At 35.2% G+C, this 20,114-nt stretch carries 21 protein-coding genes; 11 read left to right on the top strand and 10 right to left on the bottom strand.

Annotated features, from left to right (window positions below; genetic code table 11):
- Nucleotides 1-52: 52 nt before the first annotated feature.
- Nucleotides 53-1,471: an aspartate ammonia-lyase gene (gene aspA, locus F928_RS13185; RefSeq protein WP_016806169.1), complete on the bottom strand. Its 1,419-nt coding sequence runs from the start codon at nucleotides 1,469-1,471 to the stop codon at nucleotides 53-55.
- Nucleotides 1,472-1,875: 404 nt separating this feature from the next.
- On the opposite strand from aspA, the gene F928_RS13180 reads away from it, so the two are divergent.
- The 4 genes from F928_RS13180 (at nucleotide 1,876) to F928_RS13165 (ending at nucleotide 4,957) form a co-directional block, all read left to right on the top strand.
- Nucleotides 1,876-2,058 carry a hypothetical protein gene (locus tag F928_RS13180; RefSeq protein ID WP_005076102.1) on the top strand — a complete coding sequence of 61 codons (183 nt, stop codon included), beginning with the start codon at nucleotides 1,876-1,878 and terminating at the stop codon, nucleotides 2,056-2,058.
- A gap of 110 nt (nucleotides 2,059-2,168) precedes the next feature.
- Nucleotides 2,169-2,390, top strand: coding sequence for a hypothetical protein (locus F928_RS13175; RefSeq protein WP_014206692.1), 222 nt, complete (start codon nucleotides 2,169-2,171; stop codon nucleotides 2,388-2,390).
- A 546-nt stretch (nucleotides 2,391-2,936) separates the two neighbouring features.
- Entirely contained in the window at nucleotides 2,937-3,830 is an 894-nt protein-coding gene (gene yjiE / locus F928_RS13170; RefSeq protein WP_002113716.1) for a LysR substrate-binding domain-containing protein, read from the top strand.
- Between the two features lie 233 nt (nucleotides 3,831-4,063).
- Nucleotides 4,064-4,957 carry a LysR family transcriptional regulator gene (locus tag F928_RS13165; RefSeq protein WP_003651675.1) on the top strand — a complete coding sequence of 298 codons (894 nt, stop codon included), beginning with the start codon at nucleotides 4,064-4,066 and terminating at the stop codon, nucleotides 4,955-4,957.
- A gap of 48 nt (nucleotides 4,958-5,005) precedes the next feature.
- On the opposite strand, the gene F928_RS13160 is transcribed toward F928_RS13165, so the two are convergent.
- From F928_RS13160 to F928_RS22520, 6 genes are all read right to left on the bottom strand, one after another.
- The gene (locus F928_RS13160; protein ID WP_002113802.1) at nucleotides 5,006-6,178 is read right to left on the bottom strand and encodes a thiolase family protein; all 1,173 of its coding nucleotides are present in this window, start codon (nucleotides 6,176-6,178) and stop codon (nucleotides 5,006-5,008) included.
- A 65-nt stretch (nucleotides 6,179-6,243) separates the two neighbouring features.
- The gene (atoE, locus tag F928_RS13155; RefSeq protein WP_002113591.1) at nucleotides 6,244-7,653 is read right to left on the bottom strand and encodes a short-chain fatty acid transporter; all 1,410 of its coding nucleotides are present in this window, start codon (nucleotides 7,651-7,653) and stop codon (nucleotides 6,244-6,246) included.
- Nucleotides 7,654-7,769: 116 nt separating this feature from the next.
- Nucleotides 7,770-8,411: a 3-oxoacid CoA-transferase subunit B gene (gene atoA, locus F928_RS13150; protein WP_002113731.1), complete on the bottom strand. Its 642-nt coding sequence runs from the start codon at nucleotides 8,409-8,411 to the stop codon at nucleotides 7,770-7,772.
- A gap of 1 nt (nucleotide 8,412) precedes the next feature.
- On the bottom strand, nucleotides 8,413-9,117 hold the full coding sequence (gene atoD, locus F928_RS13145) for a CoA transferase subunit A (protein ID WP_002113873.1): 705 nt from the start codon (nucleotides 9,115-9,117) through the stop codon (nucleotides 8,413-8,415).
- 245 nt (nucleotides 9,118-9,362) lie between these two features.
- The gene (locus tag F928_RS13140) at nucleotides 9,363-10,244 is read right to left on the bottom strand and encodes a LysR family transcriptional regulator (protein WP_002113536.1); all 882 of its coding nucleotides are present in this window, start codon (nucleotides 10,242-10,244) and stop codon (nucleotides 9,363-9,365) included.
- A gap of 114 nt (nucleotides 10,245-10,358) precedes the next feature.
- Nucleotides 10,359-10,748, bottom strand: a complete 390-nt coding sequence (locus F928_RS22520) for a hypothetical protein (protein ID WP_025465552.1) — start codon at nucleotides 10,746-10,748, stop codon at nucleotides 10,359-10,361.
- A 489-nt stretch (nucleotides 10,749-11,237) separates the two neighbouring features.
- On the opposite strand from F928_RS22520, the gene F928_RS13135 reads away from it, so the two are divergent.
- From F928_RS13135 to F928_RS22765, 3 genes are all read left to right on the top strand, one after another.
- Nucleotides 11,238-11,591, top strand: coding sequence for a hypothetical protein (locus F928_RS13135; protein ID WP_078210417.1), 354 nt, complete (start codon nucleotides 11,238-11,240; stop codon nucleotides 11,589-11,591).
- A 97-nt stretch (nucleotides 11,592-11,688) separates the two neighbouring features.
- Entirely contained in the window at nucleotides 11,689-11,802 is a 114-nt protein-coding gene (locus F928_RS22360) for a hypothetical protein (protein WP_103254438.1), read from the top strand.
- A gap of 56 nt (nucleotides 11,803-11,858) precedes the next feature.
- Nucleotides 11,859-12,260, top strand: coding sequence for a J517_1871 family lipoprotein (locus F928_RS22765; protein ID WP_005069291.1), 402 nt, complete (start codon nucleotides 11,859-11,861; stop codon nucleotides 12,258-12,260).
- A 268-nt stretch (nucleotides 12,261-12,528) separates the two neighbouring features.
- Here the strand turns inward: F928_RS22765 and F928_RS13120 are convergent, their stop codons facing one another.
- On the bottom strand, nucleotides 12,529-12,957 hold the full coding sequence (locus tag F928_RS13120; RefSeq protein ID WP_002113545.1) for a hypothetical protein: 429 nt from the start codon (nucleotides 12,955-12,957) through the stop codon (nucleotides 12,529-12,531).
- Between the two features lie 81 nt (nucleotides 12,958-13,038).
- Here F928_RS13120 and F928_RS22030 point away from each other — a divergent pair, with 81 nt between their 5' ends.
- The 4 genes from F928_RS22030 (at nucleotide 13,039) to F928_RS13105 (ending at nucleotide 17,119) form a co-directional block, all read left to right on the top strand.
- A complete protein-coding gene (locus F928_RS22030) occupies nucleotides 13,039-13,170 on the top strand; it encodes a hypothetical protein (protein WP_002113882.1) in 132 nt (43 codons plus the stop codon).
- 397 nt (nucleotides 13,171-13,567) lie between these two features.
- Nucleotides 13,568-14,989 carry a GntP family permease gene (locus F928_RS13115; protein ID WP_005076093.1) on the top strand — a complete coding sequence of 474 codons (1,422 nt, stop codon included), beginning with the start codon at nucleotides 13,568-13,570 and terminating at the stop codon, nucleotides 14,987-14,989.
- A gap of 33 nt (nucleotides 14,990-15,022) precedes the next feature.
- Nucleotides 15,023-15,808: a 3-hydroxybutyrate dehydrogenase gene (gene bdhA / locus F928_RS13110; RefSeq protein ID WP_002113866.1), complete on the top strand. Its 786-nt coding sequence runs from the start codon at nucleotides 15,023-15,025 to the stop codon at nucleotides 15,806-15,808.
- A 324-nt stretch (nucleotides 15,809-16,132) separates the two neighbouring features.
- Nucleotides 16,133-17,119, top strand: coding sequence for an AraC family transcriptional regulator (locus F928_RS13105; RefSeq protein ID WP_005076090.1), 987 nt, complete (start codon nucleotides 16,133-16,135; stop codon nucleotides 17,117-17,119).
- A 67-nt stretch (nucleotides 17,120-17,186) separates the two neighbouring features.
- Here F928_RS13105 and F928_RS13100 read toward each other — a convergent pair whose 3' ends face one another.
- Nucleotides 17,187-18,530, bottom strand: coding sequence for an MFS transporter (locus F928_RS13100; protein WP_002113844.1), 1,344 nt, complete (start codon nucleotides 18,528-18,530; stop codon nucleotides 17,187-17,189).
- Between the two features lie 16 nt (nucleotides 18,531-18,546).
- The gene (locus tag F928_RS13095; protein WP_151292289.1) at nucleotides 18,547-19,758 is read right to left on the bottom strand and encodes an OprD family outer membrane porin; all 1,212 of its coding nucleotides are present in this window, start codon (nucleotides 19,756-19,758) and stop codon (nucleotides 18,547-18,549) included.
- Nucleotides 19,759-20,114: the final 356 nt, after the last annotated feature.

Below are 20,114 nucleotides of genomic sequence, written 5' to 3'. Positions count from 1 at the left end.
ATAGAACAAATAAAAAAGGAGCCTATAAAAGCTCCTTTTTTATTTTCAGGAATTAAGCCGACATTTTTGGTTTAACCATATTATTAATCGACAAGATATCATCAAGCACTTGTGCCGATAATAAACCTTCATTTTGAACTAAAGCCAATACGCTTTGTCCAGTTTCGTTTGCAGTTTTAGCAATACGAGTTGTAGTTTCATAACCTAGATATGGGTTAAGTGCAGTCACGATACCAATTGAGTTTTCAACCAAAGCCTTACAATGCTCAGGGTTCGCCGTAATTGTATCAATACACTTAGTTTGGAACATTGCCATTGCTTTACCGAGCAAGTCCATCGATTCAAATAGTTTGAATGCAATAAGTGGTTCCATTGCATTTAACTGTAATTGACCAGCCTCAGCAGCTAAAGTTACAGCCAAGTCATTTGCAATAATTTGGAAACAAGCAAGGTTCATTGCTTCAGGTATAACTGGGTTTACCTTACCCGGCATGATCGAGCTACCCGGTTGGCGAGCTTCTAAATTAATTTCATTAATGCCAGTACGTGGACCACTTGAAAGTAAACGTAAGTCATTGGCAATTTTTGAAAGTTTAGTTGCGGTACGCTTTAATAAACCAGATAAAAGAACAAAGTCACCCATATCTGAAGTTGCTTCGATTAGATCAGGAGCAGACTTAATTTTCTTACCAGAAATTTTTGCAAGCGCTTGAATCGCAAGTTCACGGTAACTATATTCAGTAGTAATTCCCGTACCAATCGCCGTGCCACCAAGGTTCATATACGCTAAAATATTTGGAATAAGCGTATTAATTTGCTCAAGGTCTTTTTGTAAAGTTACTGCAAAAGCACCAAACTCTTGACCTAATGTCATTGGCACAGCGTCTTGTAACTGTGTACGGCCCATTTTTAGGATGTGAGCAAATTCTTGAGATTTATTGCGGAAACTTAAGATTAAATTGTTAAAAGGAAGATTTAGTTCATCTAAGCTTAATAACAAACCTAAGCGAATCGCAGTAGGGTACACGTCATTTGTTGACTGTGACATGTTAATGTCGTTATTAGGATGCAAATATTGATATTGGCCTTTTGCATGTCCCATATATTCTAAAGCGACGTTTGCTAATACTTCATTTGCATTCATATTCGTTGAAGTACCAGCACCGCCTTGCATCATATCAATCGGGAACTGATCGTGAAAATTACCACGAATAAGTTGATTACAGCTGTATTCAATCGCTTCAAATTTAGTCTGATCTAAGCTTTTTAGATTATAGTTCGCTTCAGCACAAGCAAGCTTTACCATTGCTAAGGCTTTAATAAGGTGAGGGAAATTTCCGACCTTGCTTTGAGTTAAATTAAAGTTTTCTAGAGCACGTAATGTTTGAACTCCGTAGTAGTCGTTATTATTGATCTCTCTATAACCAATAAGATCCTTCTCAATACGGGTGGTAATTTCAGCGTTCATCATTAAACTTCGAATTAGTAAAGAAGATAATTCATATTAGATTTCGAAATGCTTCACTTCTAATGCATTTATCAAGTTGATTATGCATTTTTTGCATATCAATTTTTTAATTTTATAGTCAACTAACTAGGAAAGTTCATTTTTAACTATTAATTTCAATATATAAATTAACAACTTAACAATTAGATGAAGTTAATTTCAAAATTTGCTTGATATAATGAATGGTCATTTAATTTTTAAAAGCAACCCATTGCAAAAATTAAGACTAGTTAATTTAAGTGAAATATCAACTTAATTATCTTTATTATTAGCTTTTAAAGTGAAGCATATCTAACAAATTCATATAAAAATGTGATGCATTTCACATAAAAAACACTATAATACGAAAAAATCTTAGTTTTAAGTTTATGTTAAAAGTCACAGCCGCATTAATTATTTTGGGAAGTTTTACATACTATGTGCTTTTCCACGGTGAAGAGAAAAGTGAGTCTAAACCTTCTCGTCTGCTTAAAGAAGCAGAGCAATCAATCGCTTCTGCTGAAACCTCGGTAAACAAGGCTAATAGTATTGTGCCCATATCTTACAAGTAGCCTTAGTTCTTAGGTTAACCATTCCATATTATCCATCAAAATATTGTTTTATCTAGATTTTCTTAAAATCTGGGTAAAAGACTGTATGTATAGAGACAAAATTCATGAGAATGAAGTTTATCGCCTATGATCCCAATTCTGGGGAAAAATTAAGCTTAAAAGAGCATATCCACCATATGGATAAATACACCACTTATATCTTTTTTAGTGATGAAAATGACAATATGGTGTTCAATCCCCAGAAAAAGCAAGTTTTTGAAATTACTCAATATACTTCTAATATGATGGTTGAAATTTCAAGAAAGTTATATTACCTCATTGGTGAATATTAGAAATTCAGTTTTTATTCAATCTTAAGTTAAATACTTTAGTAGAATAGTCAGGTTTTATGGACTGAGCTATACTACAAGCATATCTTCTGATTTAAATGAATTTATTGAGTCAGAGAGTTTAATTCCTGAAATAAGCAGATAGTCATTTTCAGTTTTACAGTCCGTATTCTTCCCCAAGGTGCGGACTTTTTTTATAAAAAATAAAACATGATTAAAGCATAGGATTATTTCTATTTTTTATTAACTTAAAACTTGTTATTTACTTGCGTTATATACTCCTTACTTTTTGATTTAAAATAATTTTTAGATTAATAATTTTATATTTGTATGAGTTCTTGAGTTAAATCAAAGTCTTTTATTCTCTTACGCTCTTTTCTATGTCAGAATTATTTAAATACTTACTTTTATTGTTTGGCTTTGCCAATCCTCCATCGCATTTTTGCAGGTACTCCCATGTTTTATAGTTTTTATTCATCTATTCAGCTATTTATTCAGCTTCCCAACCAGACAGATTAAGGACATAACTATAAAAAGGGAATGCATAAAATGAACTTAGAAGTACGTTGGGTAGAAGACCTTTTGACACTTGAGCGTGAGCGTTCTATTTCAAAAGCAGCCGAAAAACGATTTATTAGTCAATCTGCGTTTACGCGTAGAATTCAGCAAATAGAAGAGATGATCGGAGCTGAAGTTATTATTCGAAATAATAAAAATAATATTGAATTTACAGACATTGGACGGATTATGCTGGTGATGTCTAAAAATATTGAGAAGCAGGTAGAAGAAACAGCAAAGCTGATTAAAAACATCAAAAATGAAACCGAATCTACGATTCGTTTCTGTGTTGTCCACTCATTAGCATCAGGTTTTTTAACCACTTTTTTAAAAAAATTCCCAACATTTATGCGTGATTTAAAAATCGAAATTGTCGCGACAAATAGTGGTGAAGGCTTATCTCTTTTAAAAGAAGGTGCTTGCGATTTTATGATTTGTTATGCAGATCGATCTAATATTAATCGAGTTGGGGATGATATTTTAAGTGGCATCAAGATCGCTGAAACAGAGATTGTTCCAGTGTCAGCTACTGAAGCAGATCATACGCCTAAGCATACAATTCAGAGTAATTTTTCATTACTTGCTTATAGTAAACATGCTTATTTGCGCAAATTGGTCGATCAATTGATTGAAGGTAAACTGATCTATAAAACCTTATATGAAACTGACAATGCTACCAACTTGAAAGAGCTTGTATTACAAGGTTTAGGTGTAGCATGGATTCCAAAAATTAATGTAGAGGAAGATCTCGCTACCGGAAAATTGGTCATGTTGGACCATAATGAATACTGCCTGCCGCAAGATATTTACATTTTTAAAAATAACTTGAGCGATAACAAATCAGTTCAGCAAATCTGGAAGGGCTTCCAAACTCAGCATGATTAAAATTTATAATGATATGTGATGTCTTCAAGATATTTACATACAAAGTAATCAATTAAAGAGCTCACACCTTTGTCTTTGTGATGAAAGGCTTTATAAAGCATTGCTCATGGTCTAGATTCTTTGTTAATTTAGACCATATATCAATAATTCAGAAATCTAGTGAGCATTTTTATATTTGCTGTGCCTGATTTCATTCCTTTTGAATGGATTATTTGATCCAGACGGAGACAATTTTGTTTGATCTAGATAGTAGATTACTAAATATTTTTTATCATATTTATCGGTTTAAAAGTGTTTCAATGGCTGCTGATGCTATTGGCCTTACACAACCGAGCGTTAGTAATGGACTGAACAAAATCCGTCAGCATTTTAATGATCCACTTTTTATTCGTGTTGGGAATGAGATGATCCCAACCGAATTAGCAAAGGAGATTTTTCCGCTCATTAGTGAAGTTATTGATAAAGTGGAAAGCATTAATAACTTTAGTGTGAACTTTGATCCGCTAACTTCAGATCAGCTTTTTACAATTGCAATGACAGATGTATCTCATCTGGTTTTATTACCGCAATTAACAAACTATTTAAAAGAGAAAGCGCCTTTAATTCGCTTGAATATTAGGCCGATTACACCAGAAACCAGCTATCAAATGGCAAATGGTGAGATTGATCTTGCAATTGGCTTTTTACCCCAATTAGAAGAAGGCTTTTATCAACAAAAGTTTTTTAAACAACATTATGTGGTGATTAGCTCTAAGAGCCATCCTCGTTTAGACCCAAATAATTTTACTTTAGATGATTATATGCGCGAGTATCATATCGACATTGACGCGGGAATTGGGCATTACCATATTAAAAATGAATTACAGAACAAAGGATTGGATCGAAATATTTTAATTCGATTACCGAGCTATCTTGGAGTGGGATTAGTCGTTCAAGAAACAGATGCGATCGCAACAGTGCCGTATTATTTAAGCCAAGTCTTATTGGTGAGAGAAAATTTACAGATTTTACCAGCACCTCTAGACTTCCCAACTTATGATGTTAAACAACATTGGCATATGTCTTGCCATCATAAAAGTAGCCATAAATGGTTCCGTCAAACCTGTTATGAACTTTTTAAAGTCTAAAAAAGAAGATGTAAGAAAAATTCTTACATCTTCTGCGTGGTTTGATTTTTAGACTTCAATTGCAACAGCTGTAGCTTCACCACCACCAATACATAACGCAGCAACACCTTTCTTCTTACCAAGGCGTTTTAAAGCATAGATAAGAGAAAGAATAATTCTTGAGCCAGTTGCGCCAATTGGGTGGCCTAAAGCACAAGCACCGCCATGGATGTTTACTTTTGCTTCGTCAATCCCGAGTTCATGAATTGGCGCCATTGCGACCATTGCAAAAGCTTCATTAATTTCCCAAGCATCTACCTCATCAACAGACCAGCCAGCATGCTCAAGTACTTTTTGAATTGCACCAATTGGAGCAATGGTAAATTCGCTTGGATGTTGTGAGTGAGTAGAAGTTGCAACAATTTTTGCTAAAGTATTTAAACCATGGCTTTGAGCATATTCTTCAGTGGTGAGTACTAATGCAGCAGCACCATCAGAAATTGAGCTTGAGTTAGCTGCTGTAATTGTCCCATCTTTACTAAAAGCTGGACGCAATGTTGGGATCTTCTCAAGATTCGCTTTTAATGGTTGCTCATCTTGATCGATAACTTCGACACCTTTACGTGTTTTTACTTCAACAGGAACAATCTCTTCTTTGAAGTAACCTTCCGTAATCGCAGTTTGCGCTTTTTTAAGTGAAGAAATTGCAAAGTTATCCATTTGCTCACGTGTAAAGCCTTTAGTGTTTGCCATGTCTTGCGCAAACGAACCCATTAAGCGGCCTGTTTCTGCATCTTCAAGACCATCTAAAAACATATGGTCCTTAATTTCACCGTGACCCATACGGTAACCACCGCGAGCTTTGGGTAAAATATAAGGCGCATTGGTCATAGATTCCATACCGCCAGCTACAATAATATTGGCACTGCCTGCTTTTAGAGTATCTGATGCCATTAACACCGCTTTCATGGCAGAGCCACACAATTTATTAATGGTAACTGCACCGACATGATCAGGTACACTAGCTTTACGCATCGCCTGCCGAGCAGGGCCTTGGCCAATACCTGCACTTAATACGCAACCAAAAATAACTTCATCTACTTGGTCAGGTGCAACACCTGCACGTTGAATAGATTCACGGATAACAGCAGCGCCAAGTTCTGGTGCAGTTAAAGCCGATAGACTGCCTTGAAAACCGCCCATTGCAGTACGGCTACCTGAAACTATAACAATTGAACTCATCTTAATATCTCTTATTGATGTATTTGCTAAATTTGCCTTTAGCCGAAACTAAAGGCGCCAGTAAATTAAAAAGTAGGTGGGGTGTAGCTAAGTGTTCTTCCAAAGAACCATAATAAAAATAAAACTAATGGAAAATGCACAACGAGCTGAGTGACTGTAAAACCAATCACATCTTTTGCTTTTAGTTTTAGAATCCCTAACATTGGAAGCATAAAGAATGGATTGATTAAGTTTGGTAAAGCTTCGGCTGCATTATAAATTTGTACAGACCAACCCAAATGAACCTTTAAATCATTTGCTGCTTGCATGACATATGGGGCTTCAATAATCCATTTTCCACCGCCAGATGGCACAAAGAACCCAAGGATGGCAGAGTAAATTCCCATCACAATTGCGAAGGTTTCTTTTGAGGCGATTGAAACGAAAAACTCAGCTATATAATGCGACAGTGATAAATCTTGACTGTTTAAAGCTTGCGTCATAATAAAGGCGATGCTTCCGTAAAGTGGAAACTGAATTAAGATTCCTGAGACAGCCGGAACTGCCTTTGAAACAGCATTTAAGAAGTTTCGTGGTGTGCCATGTAACGCTAAACCAAGCATTAAAAACACAAAGTTGTAGGTGTTTAAACTTGAAATAGCAATGATTGGATTACTTTTTGAAAACTCAAAAAACATCCAGATTAAGCCTAATGCAACCACAATAATCGTTAAGATAGGCGAGTTTTCTAACCAGTCACCTGGACGATTAGATTTTTCCTCGTGTGGTTTGTCTTCTTCAAACTGCACATCAAAACTATCAATCGTTTTAACATTATTACCTTTTGGAGCTGACCAATACGCGATTGCGATTGAAACAATGACCAAAATAATGGTCATCGCAATTGATTGCCAAAGGAAAATCGTTTCAGTAAATGGAATAACACCAGTTAGGTTGTAAATTGACTCAGGTAAACTGGTTTTATTCGCTTGAAGCTGTGCTGCCGAAGAGCTGATTCCAAGTGCCCAAGTTGCCCCCATACCAATAATTGCTGCCGCTGCCGCTGCACGGTAATCCATATTCAGCTCTTTACGTTTTGCTAATGCAATCACTAAAAGTGCAGTAAGAATCGTGCTTACTGCCCAATTGACCAGTGAAATTAACAAGCTGACGGTTGCAACTAGAACAATAGCACCACGTCCAGAATTTGGAATACGTGCCATTTTTTGGATTAGGAACTTTACGGGCTTAGATACAGAAACGACATAACCTACAATAATGAGCATCGTCATTTGCAGGGTAAAGGGAATAAGACTCCAGAAACCGTTACCGAAGGAAGTCGCAACATCGTGAATAGGTGCACCAATACCTAAAGCGGCAACTGACACGATAATGACGCCAAGTAATGCAAAAATATATGAATCAGGAAACCATTTTTCAGACCAGTCACTAATCCGAAGAGCAAATCTTTCAAAAATTCCTTGCTGTTTTTCCATAGCTGAAAAAATCCTTCTCGTTCTTATTTATAGACAGCACATCCGGTGCTTAAAAGGGCTAAGACTTAAGCTCACTTTCTAACTTAAGTCTTATCTGGCTTACTAAAAATTAAAATTTAAGCGACTAAGGTTTTATAAAACTCAACACCTGTAGCAGCTTGAATCTGTTCAAGCGTGACATCTTTAGCAAGTTCAATCAGCTCTACGCCTTGTTGTGTAATGTCCATTACACCTAAGTCAGTAATGACGCGATGAACCACACTTTTACCTGTTAAAGGTAGGCTACAGTTTTTAACGATCTTTGGCGTACCATCTTTTGCACAGTGTTCCATAAGCACTACAACTTTTTGGACACCAACAACCAAGTCCATTGCACCACCCATACCTTTGACTTTCTTGCCAGGAATCATCCAGTTCGCCAAGTCACCATTTTCAGAAACTTCCATTGCACCTAAAATTGCAATGTTGACATGGCCACCGCGGATCATGGCAAAAGATTCTGAGCTTGAGAAAAAAGCAGCACCAGGGCGAGCAGTAACCGTTTGTTTCCCAGCATTAATTAAATCTGCATCGACAGTTTCTTCGGTTGGAAACTCACCAATACCTAATAGGCCATTTTCAGACTGAAGCCAAACATTAATATTTTCAGGAATATAATTAGCAACTAGAGTAGGTAAGCCAATACCTAAATTGACATAAAAACCGTCTTCAAGTTCTTTTGCAGCACGTTGTGCCATTTCATTACGCGACCAAGCCATTTTATACTGCCTCCGTGCTTAAAGTTTTATGCTCAATACGTTTTTCAGGTGACGCATTAAGTACAATGCGGTTTACATAGATACCCGCTAAATGGATCTCATCCGGATCTAATTCACCAATTTCAACAACCTGTTCAACTTCGGCGATTGTAATTTTTCCAGCCATTGCACATTCAGGGTTAAAATTCTGAGCAGTTTTACGGAACACTAAGTTACCAGCCTTGTCTGCCTTATAGGCCTTAACAAGAGCCACGTCTGCTGTTAAAGATTCCTCTAAAATGTAGTTTTTGCCATTAAAGGTACGTTCTTCTTTACCTTCTGCAATGAGTGTACCAACGCCGGTTTGTGTATAAAACGCCGGAATTCCAGCACCGCCAGCACGTAACTTTTCAGCTAAAGTACCTTGTGGAGTAAGTTCTACATCAAGTTCACCATTTAAATATTGGCGCTCAAATTCTTTGTTTTCACCAACATAAGAAGAGATCATTTTTTTGATCTGTTTGGTTTGAAGCAATATACCTAAGCCGAAATCATCTACACCTGCGTTATTTGAAATACATGTGAGACCAGTCACACCACTTTGCTTAACTGCAACAATCAGTTTTTCCGGAATTCCACATAAACCAAAACCACCTACGGCAAGTGTTTGATTATCTGCAATAACGTCTTTTAGTGCTGCCTCTGCATTGGCATAAACTTTATTCATTCTATTGTTATCCTATATCCCTTAGTAATCTTAGTTTTAGCATCACATTTTGCGTTATAGAAGTTAATTTTTTTAAATGATTAATAAGTATAATCAATGAATGGTTTCAAATCGTCTACAAAAGATCAGACGAACATAAAGAAAAATACTTTAAAAAATCACCTCATATCATTGAAAATTATAATAATTAATAATTTTAGCTTAAGCGTATGCTTAGCTCATCCTAAAAAGCAGTCTTTAATTTTTTAAAATTTATATTGAATCAAAGCTTCAATAAATTGAGTCGAAATATTTGAAATTTCAAAGTTCTTTTTATAAACAATTCCTACAGTCTTATGAATAGATTCATCCTTTAACTCAATGAGTACGTTATGTTCTTTATCAATGTGTTTAGCAAAATGCCTTGGAATTGCACTCACCCCAATTCCATAAGCCACAAAGCTTGAGAGTGATGAAATTTGATGACATTCAACTTTCAAATCGAGCGTTATATTATTTCGCAAACAATTCTGCTCAACCAAATATCGAACAATTGAAGGTTTTTGCAATGTCACGAATGGATTTGAACAAAGCTCTTGCCATGTAATAGAAGATGATTGAGCAAGTGGGTGAGTCTTTGGTAATAGAGCTAAGAAATCTTCTTCAAATAGTGGTTTGAACTCTAGGCCTTCGGTGAGATCAGGTTCAAAGCAGATACCAAGCTCAAAAATACCGTCTTGTACTTTTTCTATAATGGTCTCATTTGGAATATCTTGAATTGAAAAGTTCAAGTTGGGATGAAGTTCTAAAAATTGATGAATTACTTCAGGCAGAATCGCATGAGTCACGAAGGGCATTGAAGCGATACTTAAAGTTCCACGATTGAGCTTAAAACGTTGTTTAACATCGTTTTCCATTTCATCCCAATTGGCGAGTAATTTTTTAGCGTAGGGAATAAGGGATTTACCTTCTTGGGTAAGCTCAACACGGCGAGTATTACGGTTAAATAGTTTTCCGCCTAATTCTTCTTCTAAGCTTTTGATAGTAAGACTTAAAGCAGACTGGCTGAGATGTAGCTCTAATGATGCATTAGCATAGTTGAGTGTACGCGCAAGGGCTAAAAAAGCTTTTAATTGTTTAAGCGTCATTTCTATCCTTTAGATTGCCCAACTCATCTAGAAGGGTAATTTATACGAAAATTTGTCTAATATGATGTTTTTTTGACAAAAAAATAAAAATAAAGCAGGGGACAATAGGCTGAGCTACTTCAGTAAATTTTCCCAACAAAACTCATCTGTGTTATTAGCAAAGTATAGAGCCATTCCAACTACATGGAAAAACAAATAACCTAGCCAAATTGCTTGAGGAGCAACTTTTAAGCCTTCTAATAAAATAGTTGTTGAATAGATTGCTAACAAAAAGGTGAAGAGAATAATGTATGTAGCACTCGCTACAAATTTATATTTTGGTGCTAATTGAGGGATTTTATAACCAATCAAAATTTGCATACCGCAATTTATGATCAATGAAAGTATAGCTACAATGACTTGTGGCGTATTTAGGTATGTTAAAGAGAGTTGCGTAATTATGAAAATAATTTGCCACAGTACAAACATCCCCAAAGGGTATATTATAAATTTAATCCATATCATATTTTGTTTTCTTATCAAGATTTTATATTGTTATTCTATTGAATAATTTAAATTAAATAAATGCTATTTTTAAAAATAAAGAGTATAAATTTGTCCACCCCCATAAAGATAAAAAGATGAATAAAGCTAAAAATTAGACGTCAAAAAATTAAATGCGCATCCTTAATGAGTGAACGGCACTTTTATAATTTAGTTAGTAAGTATCCAAAAGAATATATTAATTTTTACTATTTTGAGATAAGGCTTTATAAAAATCATATGAAAGGTTTGAACATGTCATTGTCATTGGTTTTTGATTCATTTGAGTAAGGCCTAAATTGAATATTTTTTACTATCAATTAAACTATCATTTTGTATATAAATTACTGTAATTAGATGGCTACAACTACACATAGTTCAATATATATTTCACGTCCAAGTAATTACGAGGGAGATGGAACTGACGATAAAGAAGAATTTATTGAGACATGCAATATCCGTTTTAAAGATATGTTTAAAGATCAAAAATCAATCTCCACACTGTCTGAAATTGAAAAAAAATACTTTGAAAAGTGTGTTTCAGCTTCAAATGATAAATATGCTGCTGAGGAAGTTATTTATGATATTGGAGTTGGTTTTGTGGTACTAATTGTTTTGCTGGGTATAGGCTGGGGATTCTATGAGGCAAAAAAATCTTTAAATACCCCAATGATAATTAATCCCAAGGAAAACACTGAGAATGGTACCAATGGAGACCATATCACTAACGGAGTCATCATAGTCCTTTTTTCCATAATTATTGCTGCATTTATTTATCTAATTTTTAGTTTTGTTTCCGGAATATGGATATCAATTAAATATTAAAGTTTGCAGAGATGTATATGGGCTTGAAAAGGATAAGCCGATTAGTTCTAGTCTTGGTGTGGCTAAATAAGTAGAAGATAAGGTAAAGAAAATCACTATGAGGGTCGTGAAATCTTTTGTGGTCTCTATTGTAGGTATTGATGCATATCAAACATCTCATATTGGTTCAATCAGGTCTAGTGTGTATGGGGTAGGGCGCTATATGAACTGATAGTTTTTTATTTTCTGAACTGTTAAGTTTTAGTCATAATTAAAAGGAGTAATTTCATGAAAAAGATAATTTCATTAAGCTTAATTTTTTCATTAAGTGGATGTGTAAGCCCAACTACCCAAATGACTAATAATAAATTTAGCGAAATACAGCCTTCTATACCTTTAGTGTCAGGGGTATGGACGATTTCAATCGGCCCAAGCATATCAACCATAAAACTTGACGCAGATGGTAATGGAATACTTTGCGACGATACTAGTGGACATGTAGTATTCAATAAAGTTAAGTATTTTAATAATATAATTTATCTTCAAAATGGTATGGTTTTAGAAGTTAAGTTTCTTAACAAAGATATACTCGAAGCTAGAACAATTTTAAGTGCCTCTACTTCAAATATGATTTATAAAGCTGATAACGACTTAAAGGCAGCTTCACTAAAATGTGTTAAAGAAATATAGATACCACTTTATAAATTTGCTGCCATAAGGCCAAATAATCAACGGACCTTTTTCATCGCCCAGTCTGATACATCCATTTTTATCTGCTATAAGCTTTCCATGTGCTGAAGCCATCATTGAAATATTACTTTTCGTATTGCTTGTAATAAGTATCGGTTGAATAGAAACCTCTTCATGGTTAGTTATAGTAGGCTTTACCATGCAAGATGTTAGGCTAAAAGCAGTTAAAGAGGCTAAGATTTGAATTTTCATATAGGGGCTTTTTTCTTTAGTTTTTAGTAAGAGGTTCTATAAATTGATTGATAATAACGCCTTTACTTAAATCACATGTAGTATCAGGTTTAATTATCCATTTGTAGTTGTTCAAATTAACGGGATAAGCTTCTCCGCTGCCATAAGCAATCGTGTCACCATCTTTATATTCTTTTGAGTCAACAATTAAAAGATACTTATTGCTATTCCAATGAGCATCTTTAGTTGCAAAAATAGGAATCACTCGATCATTTGTATTCATTAAATAAACACAAGAGCCTTCAATCTTGATTTGTGCCTCACTATAGCTTTCATTATCAGCATTACCAGAGTAACCAATTTTTGGAACAATAACCTTATTTTGAGCCAGAGAAGTATCGGTACATCCATTAAGTAGGATGATCAATCCAGTTTGAAGAGTGAACAAAATATTTCTTTTATTCATAACTTATATACTAGTGAAAAGTCTAAATTATAAATTCTATCAGTAGACATGTAATAGTATTCATTACATTGTCTAACTCTAGTGACAGAAGTAGAAGTTATCTTTAATAAACAAGCGCCGTTTTCGAGTAAAGATGAGAATATTAAAAACACGACTCTATATTCCTGTTCTAATCTTTTGATGATTAAGCTTCAAATTGCTTTATTCAAATAAAGATAAAAAATTATCTGCGCAATATTTCAAAAGAATAAGATGAATTATATTTATCAAATTAATTTAAAAAATATATTATTTAATTGTCTTTATTAAATAATATAGAGATATTAATTTAATTTACTCAAGAATTAATAAGTTTTATTAAAAAATAAAGGCTTTTAAATGATGGTATTTTACCACCTAAATAAAGTAAGTTATTGTATTTTATTGGTATTTTAAAATTTAAATAAATTGCATTGTTTTTAAATATTTTAGTGATATTTTATTTTTAAGCTCATTTACCTATTACCACACATGGATATTGTGATTTTTATCATTATAGGTTTGGGATAACCTAAATATCTTTTGGTAATTTTATTGAACCTAATATCTATTCTTTAGGGAGAAGGAATATATGTGGGAATTATTTGTAATTCTACTTTCACTTGGGCTGTTAATGTATACAGCTTACAAGGGCTTTTCTGTCATTCTAATGGCACCAATTTGTGCCTTACTTGCTGTTCTTCTCATTAACCCTGCCAATGTCTTACCGTTTTATTCGGGTGTATTTATGCCCAAAATGGTGAACTTTATTAAAGATTACTTTCTTGTATTTTTACTCGGGGCAATTTTCGGTAAAGTCGTTGAGATGTCAGGAATTGCTGAGTCTATTGCACGAACTATTGTGAGATGGATTGGAGCAAAAAAAGCAATTTTAACCGTTGTATTGTTAGGTGCAATTTTAACATATAGCGGTGTAAGTTTATTTGTTGCTGTATTTGCCATTTATCCTTTTGCAAACCAGCTTTTTAGACAAGCGAATATTCCAAAACGTTTAATTCCGGGAACCATCGCGCTCGGTGCATTTACATTTACCATGGATGCATTACCAGGTACGCCACAAATTCAAAACGTAATTCCAACTACATTCTTTGGCACCAATATTTATGCTGCACCATTTCTAGGAATTATCGGTGCTATCTTTGTTCTATGCATGGGTTTGGCTTACTTAGAATGGCGTCGCCGAGCTGCTGCAAAAGCAGGCGAAGGGTATTCTGGTTTTGGTGTAGACCATACGCCGTCTCAAGAAATTGAAGCCGATATGAACTTGCAAAATAATGGAAGTACGGCACGTCAGTTCTTAGCATTTGTACCTCTTATTCTTGTTGCTGTAATGAACAAATATTTGTCTAAAGCAATCAAAGAGTGGTATCCAAATGGTTTTGATTTTGCCTCAGTTGGTCTAGCGGATTACACCGTAGATGTTGCAAAAACCGGTGCGATCTGGGCGGTAGGTCTTGCGCTGATTGTCGGGATTATTTCTGCAATTTTATTTGATTATCAACGTGTAGTGACGAACTTCAAAGAGGGCATTAATGCCAGTATTGGCGGCTCACTTTTAGCAGTGATGAATACGGCTTCTGAGTATGGTTTCGGTGCAATTATTGCGTCATTACCGGGCTTTGCTCTGATTAGCCATGCAATGAGTAGTACCTTCACAAATCCATTAGTCAATGGGGCTGTGACCACAACCGTTTTAGCAGGTATTACCGGTTCGGCTTCTGGTGGTATGAGTATAGCTTTAAGTGCGATGGCTGAACAATATAACGCCGCGATTTTAGCTGCGGGTATTCCACCAGAAGTCATGCACCGTGTGGTTGCGATGGCATCGGGTGGTATGGATACACTTCCGCATAATGGTGCTGTTATTACTTTACTTGCTGTTACAGGTTTAACCCATAAACAATCGTATAAAGATATTTTTGCAGTCACGGTAATTAAAACGTTAGCGGTATTTGTGGTCATTACGGTCTTTACCGTAACGGGTATTGTTTAAATCAGCACGTTATAAGTATTAAGGAGTAAATAAATGACAAAACTTTTAGACGGTAAGGTCGCTTTTATTACAGGTTCTGCAAGTGGTATCGGTCTAGAGATTGCTAAGAAATTTGCTCAAGAAGGTGCCAAAGTTGTCATTTCTGATATGAATGCTGAAAAGTGTCAAGAAACGGCGAACTCACTTAAAGAACAAGGTTTTGATGCATTATCGGCACCATGTGATGTAACTGATGAAGATGCTTATAAACAAGCAATTGAGCTGACTCAAAAGACCTTTGGTACGGTTGATATCTTAATTAATAATGCTGGTTTCCAACACGTTTCATCTATTGAAGAGTTTCCAACGGCAGTTTTTCAAAAGCTAGTTCAAGTCATGTTAACTGGGGCGTTTATTGGTATTAAACATGTTTTTCCAATCATGAAAGCTCAAAAATATGGTCGTATTATTAATATGGCCTCAATTAATGGCTTGATTGGATTCGCTGGAAAGGCAGGTTATAACAGCGCTAAACATGGCGTAATTGGCCTAACAAAAGTTGCAGCATTAGAATGTGCACGTGACGGTATTACGGTAAATGCTCTATGCCCGGGTTATGTAGATACACCATTGGTTCGTGGGCAAATTGCAGATTTGGCTAAAACCCGTAATGTAAGTTTAGATAGCGCACTTGAAGATGTGATTTTGGCAATGGTTCCTCAAAAACGTTTGTTATCTGTTGAAGAAATTGCTGACTATGCAATTTTCCTTGCAAGTAGTAAAGCGGGTGGAGTAACAGGTCAAGCTGTGGTTATGGATGGTGGTTATACCGCCCAATAAGTTAAGTATTTTACAAAGCCGCTTATTTTAAATAGGCGGTTTTTTTATTCGTTAAAATTTATCATAGTCTACTGTTCAAGATTATGATTTATCCCTAAGATATTTTTGATAAAAATCTAATAAAATAAGTTTGTTAAGGTATGAAATTATACTTTTAAGGTATTTAACTTATTTCCATTTTTAAAATTTAATAGAGTATGAGAAAGTAATCTTTACTCTCTTTCTTGATTCGATACTTTTCAGGAAAACTCGTCAATTAAAGGATATTAATTGGCATACAAGTTGCTTTTTTAGCAATAAGTTATTTAGCTAGGTGAAAAGGATATGATATCACTCAGCCAACAGATGGAACTCAATCATTATTCACGCAAAGCTGAATTTGCGCAGAATTTGATGTCCACAATTTGTGGGGAACACCGTCTAGATACAATTTACAAAGATACTCTCGATTTTCACTATGACGGAATGCGTTTGCCCAATAAAAAAATGGCAATCGGCACAATCAGTTATGGTGCAAACGTTGCCATTAACATCTCAAATTTAAAAGCTTATAGCATTAGTTTACCTATACAGGGGCGACAAGCTCTCAACATTCGTGGTGCACATTATCAATCTGATGAAAACAGAGGCCTAATTGTTTCAAATAATGATCAACAAGATTTGATTATTGATAAAGATTGCAGAAAATTTCAGGTGGTTATTCCTGAACGAAGTATGCAGATTGTTCTTGCCGATCTACTGAATAAACCTATAGAAACGCCTATCATTTTTAACCCTGAAATGCATCTGGACTCGGAGCAACTGATTGGTGCATGGTGGAAGAATATTCAGAATTTTTTACAGCTAAAATCGCAATATAGTAATTTTTATGGTTTGCAGATGTTATCTGAAGACTATGAAAATTTTGTAATTAAAGCCTTACTATTATCTCAAGAAAACAACTACTCTGAAGCCTTAAAGTCACTCTCACATCAAGATGAGCCAGCTTATATCCGTAAGGTTCGTAATTTTATTATTGAACATGCTCATGAAGAAATCTGTGCAGAAGACTTGCAGCGTCTGGCTGGGGTTTCAAAATCAAAATTGTATGACGAATTTCAACAGTACTACGGTACCAGTCCAATGTCATATTTGAAAAAATATCGTCTTCAACAAATTTATAAGATTTTGAGCACTACAGGAGCAGATAGAAAGGTTTCTATTTCAAAGCTTGCCTATGACTGGGGCTTTAACCATTTAAGTCGTTTTTCTCAAGAATATCGTGAAGAATTTGGTGAAAATCCAAGTGAGACCAAAGGTAAAATTTTCTGATATTTAACTTTCGAAATAAGAAACTGATTTAGGCAACTAAATCAGTTTTTTATTTATAGATTAATATTTATAGACTTTCTTCAAGCTTTAACACTTGTTTGTTTTTAGATTTCTCATAAATCACTTTGAGACTAAGTGCAATAAATGAGATGAAGGTTGGTATTGCTAGAATAAAGAAAATACCGCTTAAGCTTAGGTTAAAAGTGAAAATGAGCGATCCAAAGAAAGCGCCTAAAATTGCACCGATACGACCAATACCATGCATCCATGAAACGCCAACCGCACGACAGACCGCTGGATAGAATATAGCTGCAAGCGGCAGTAATGAAGACTGTGCACCAGCGAGTAAAGCACCAATTAAGAAGATAGTAAGACCTAACAAGAAAATATTTGAGCTTACTAGACCTGCCACAATAAATAGGGCGAAAGCAATCAGATATGAATATTTAATCACTGTAGTTGGGTTTAGTTTATCCATGTACCATCCCATAATGGTTGCACCAATCACTCCACCAAAAGGGAAAATCGCGGCAATTAAACTAAACTGTTGGGTACTGAAACCTGCTGTTTTTAAAATTGTTGGCATCCAGCTGGTTAAAAGATAGAACACCAATAGACTAGTAAAGCAGCAGAGCCAAAGCATGCTTGAACCCCATAGATATTTTCCTAGAACCACTTTAACTGGATTTTCATCTGAGACATTTTCTGCTTGAGTTAAAACAAGTTTTACAGGTTCTTGAAAAGAATGACCTTGAATATTTTCTAAAATACGTTGAGCTTTGTCTTGTTGATGACGTGTAATTAAGTATTGAGTTGATTCAGGCAATTTAAGCAATAGAGCAACCACTAAAATGAGCGGAATACTTCCGCCAATAATAATAACCTTAGCCCAGCCATAGCTTTCTAATAGATAAGCTGACAGCACACCACCACAGGAAATACCCAGCATAAACCCACAGCCAGCAAGACCTGTAAGGAATGCTTTGCGTTTTACAGGCATATATTCAGAGACAATCGTACTGATGTTTGGCATGGCTGCGCCTAAACCAATACCTGTAATAAAACGATAAATCATTAAGTCTTGGGTTGAATTGGCAAAGCCACACAAAATCGTAAATATTGAGAACAAAAGGCTTGTAAAAACAATAACGCCTTTACGGCCAAACTTATCGGCTAAGGGTCCTGAAATAATTGCACCAATCGACATGCCGACTAAAGCAGCACTTAAAACTGGGGCAAGTTGAGGCTTGGTAATTCCCCAATCATCGAGTAATGCGGGGGCGATAAAACCAATAACTCCTGTGTCTAGGCCGTCACAAAAGAAGACAAAAAAGCCTAGGATAAAAACCATCCATTGTAATGGAGACAGTTTTTCGCGATTGATAATCGTGTTTGCATCTATCGTTTTCATACGTATTCCTTATTCATTAAAATTTTTTGCTGTAATTGACGAAGAAACGGTTTTCGGAGAAATCATTTCCATGCTTAACGTCGTAATTGATGAAGATGTACTGAAGAGCTAAACCTTTGAGAAAAGGCTGTTGAAGGGCATAATTGACAATAACGTTTGCTTCACTTTCTTTGTTTTTTAAGCCATCTGCTGTTTTGAAGTGATCGCCGTATACATACTTCAAAGTGGTATTTAGGCCCGGCACATGATCTTTAAAGTCATAGCCATAAATGAAGTGATAAGACTTTTCATCTTGTTTGAAGAAACCAGTCGTGTTCCAGTTAATGAAATAAGTTTCAGGCAAGAAACCATCTGGTAACGGATAAGCAGACTCACCAATAATTTGCTGATAACCCACACCAAAGCTGTGATTTTTTACTTTAAGCGTTTCTAGTAACCCTATATTTTGTGCGTCGATGTCAAATAGATTTCCATTATCTTTAGCATTGAAATATTTGAATTTTGAATTAACTGAAAAATTAGAATTTTTCCATAGGTGGTCAACGCCGACATAATGTTTGTTATATAAATCCTCCATATTTCCAAAGTAATATTCACCCTTCAGCGTAGGCGTAAATTGATAGCGAAAATCTATATAGTTAAGGCCGTCGGAGTAACCAGTCACACCTTTTGAAGTAAAAGAAAATCGATGAAAGTCTTCTTCATTTCGCGGTGATACTTTTTCAATACGGCCAATTTCTGCGAAAAGCTTATCGTTTAGCTGGCTCTTAAGATTAGCTCCCCAATAAGACGTCAGGAGTTGCCGACTTGCATCTACTGTGGTTACGGGTAAATCCAGCCATAGTTCACCAATGCTGAGTAGTGTCTTGTTATAGCCTAACTTTAAGGTCGCGCCATATTTTAGATAATCAGGTGCTTGTGACTGCGTGGCTTTATCAAAAGGTAATACCGTATCTGCAACATGTTTATCTTGGCTTAAACGAACCGCATACTGTGCTGAAGCATTTGCGCCAATTTGAATCCGGGTTCCACCAATTTCTAACGGCGTATAATGCATATTTGAGTTGTAAAATAGAGAAACTGATTGCGACCAGCTACCTGTGTCTTTTACATCTGGATTGTCATAGTTTCTGTCTATATATGCATTTTTTAATGTAAATTTCCATTCTTCATCCGCTGAATAAGCCTGAGTAGAAAATGCACTACAACATAAAATATTGATGAGCATTAATGTTTTTTGTTGTCCGTAAATTGGCCATGGTCGATGCATAAATAAACGCCTTAATTTAGAAAATGACTGGGCTTTTTTTATGTAATCAAACGAATTACATGACTTGATTGAACTATTTTTAGCCAATCGTCACTATCCAATAAGTCCTAATCTTCATCCATTTTTTCCAAATTAGATAAAAAGCATTAATTTAATTTTTTTATTTAAAGCTATGAAATTTATTGGTTTTCTTATTCTTAGGGTTTTATCCAGTTTGATTGATTTTGATAATTGCGCAGAGATTGGATAGTGCTTGCAGCTTTTGGACAGTCTAAAAAAATATTCGGATAGAAGATAAAGCCATAACAATGTCA

The sequence above is a fragment of the Acinetobacter pittii ATCC 19004 = CIP 70.29 genome, assembly GCF_000369045.1.
Lineage (GTDB): Bacteria > Pseudomonadota > Gammaproteobacteria > Pseudomonadales > Moraxellaceae > Acinetobacter > Acinetobacter pittii.
This window is presented reverse-complemented; position numbering and strand designations above follow the sequence as displayed.

Coding starts and splice junctions, on each gene's coding strand:
- F928_RS22765 (WP_005069291.1), top strand. CDS start 11,859: ATGAAAAAGATAATTTCATTAAGCTTAATTTTTTCATTAAGTGGATGT.
- F928_RS13120 (WP_002113545.1), bottom strand. CDS start 12,957: ATGAATAAAAGAAATATTTTGTTCACTCTTCAAACTGGATTGATCATC.
- atoA (WP_002113731.1), bottom strand. CDS start 8,411: ATGGCTTGGTCGCGTAATGAAATGGCACAACGTGCTGCAAAAGAACTT.
- aspA (WP_016806169.1), bottom strand. CDS start 1,471: ATGATGAACGCTGAAATTACCACCCGTATTGAGAAGGATCTTATTGGT.
- F928_RS13115 (WP_005076093.1), top strand. CDS start 13,568: ATGTGGGAATTATTTGTAATTCTACTTTCACTTGGGCTGTTAATGTAT.
- F928_RS13175 (WP_014206692.1), top strand. CDS start 2,169: ATGAAGTTTATCGCCTATGATCCCAATTCTGGGGAAAAATTAAGCTTA.
- F928_RS22520 (WP_025465552.1), bottom strand. CDS start 10,748: ATGATATGGATTAAATTTATAATATACCCTTTGGGGATGTTTGTACTG.
- atoD (WP_002113873.1), bottom strand. CDS start 9,117: ATGAATAAAGTTTATGCCAATGCAGAGGCAGCACTAAAAGACGTTATT.
- F928_RS13105 (WP_005076090.1), top strand. CDS start 16,133: ATGATATCACTCAGCCAACAGATGGAACTCAATCATTATTCACGCAAA.
- F928_RS13180 (WP_005076102.1), top strand. CDS start 1,876: ATGTTAAAAGTCACAGCCGCATTAATTATTTTGGGAAGTTTTACATAC.
- F928_RS13140 (WP_002113536.1), bottom strand. CDS start 10,244: ATGACGCTTAAACAATTAAAAGCTTTTTTAGCCCTTGCGCGTACACTC.
- F928_RS13095 (WP_151292289.1), bottom strand. CDS start 19,758: ATGCTCATCAATATTTTATGTTGTAGTGCATTTTCTACTCAGGCTTAT.
- yjiE (WP_002113716.1), top strand. CDS start 2,937: ATGAACTTAGAAGTACGTTGGGTAGAAGACCTTTTGACACTTGAGCGT.
- atoE (WP_002113591.1), bottom strand. CDS start 7,653: ATGGAAAAACAGCAAGGAATTTTTGAAAGATTTGCTCTTCGGATTAGT.
- F928_RS13100 (WP_002113844.1), bottom strand. CDS start 18,530: ATGAAAACGATAGATGCAAACACGATTATCAATCGCGAAAAACTGTCT.
- bdhA (WP_002113866.1), top strand. CDS start 15,023: ATGACAAAACTTTTAGACGGTAAGGTCGCTTTTATTACAGGTTCTGCA.
- F928_RS13135 (WP_078210417.1), top strand. CDS start 11,238: ATGTTTAAAGATCAAAAATCAATCTCCACACTGTCTGAAATTGAAAAA.
- F928_RS13160 (WP_002113802.1), bottom strand. CDS start 6,178: ATGAGTTCAATTGTTATAGTTTCAGGTAGCCGTACTGCAATGGGCGGT.
- F928_RS22360 (WP_103254438.1), top strand. CDS start 11,689: ATGAGGGTCGTGAAATCTTTTGTGGTCTCTATTGTAGGTATTGATGCA.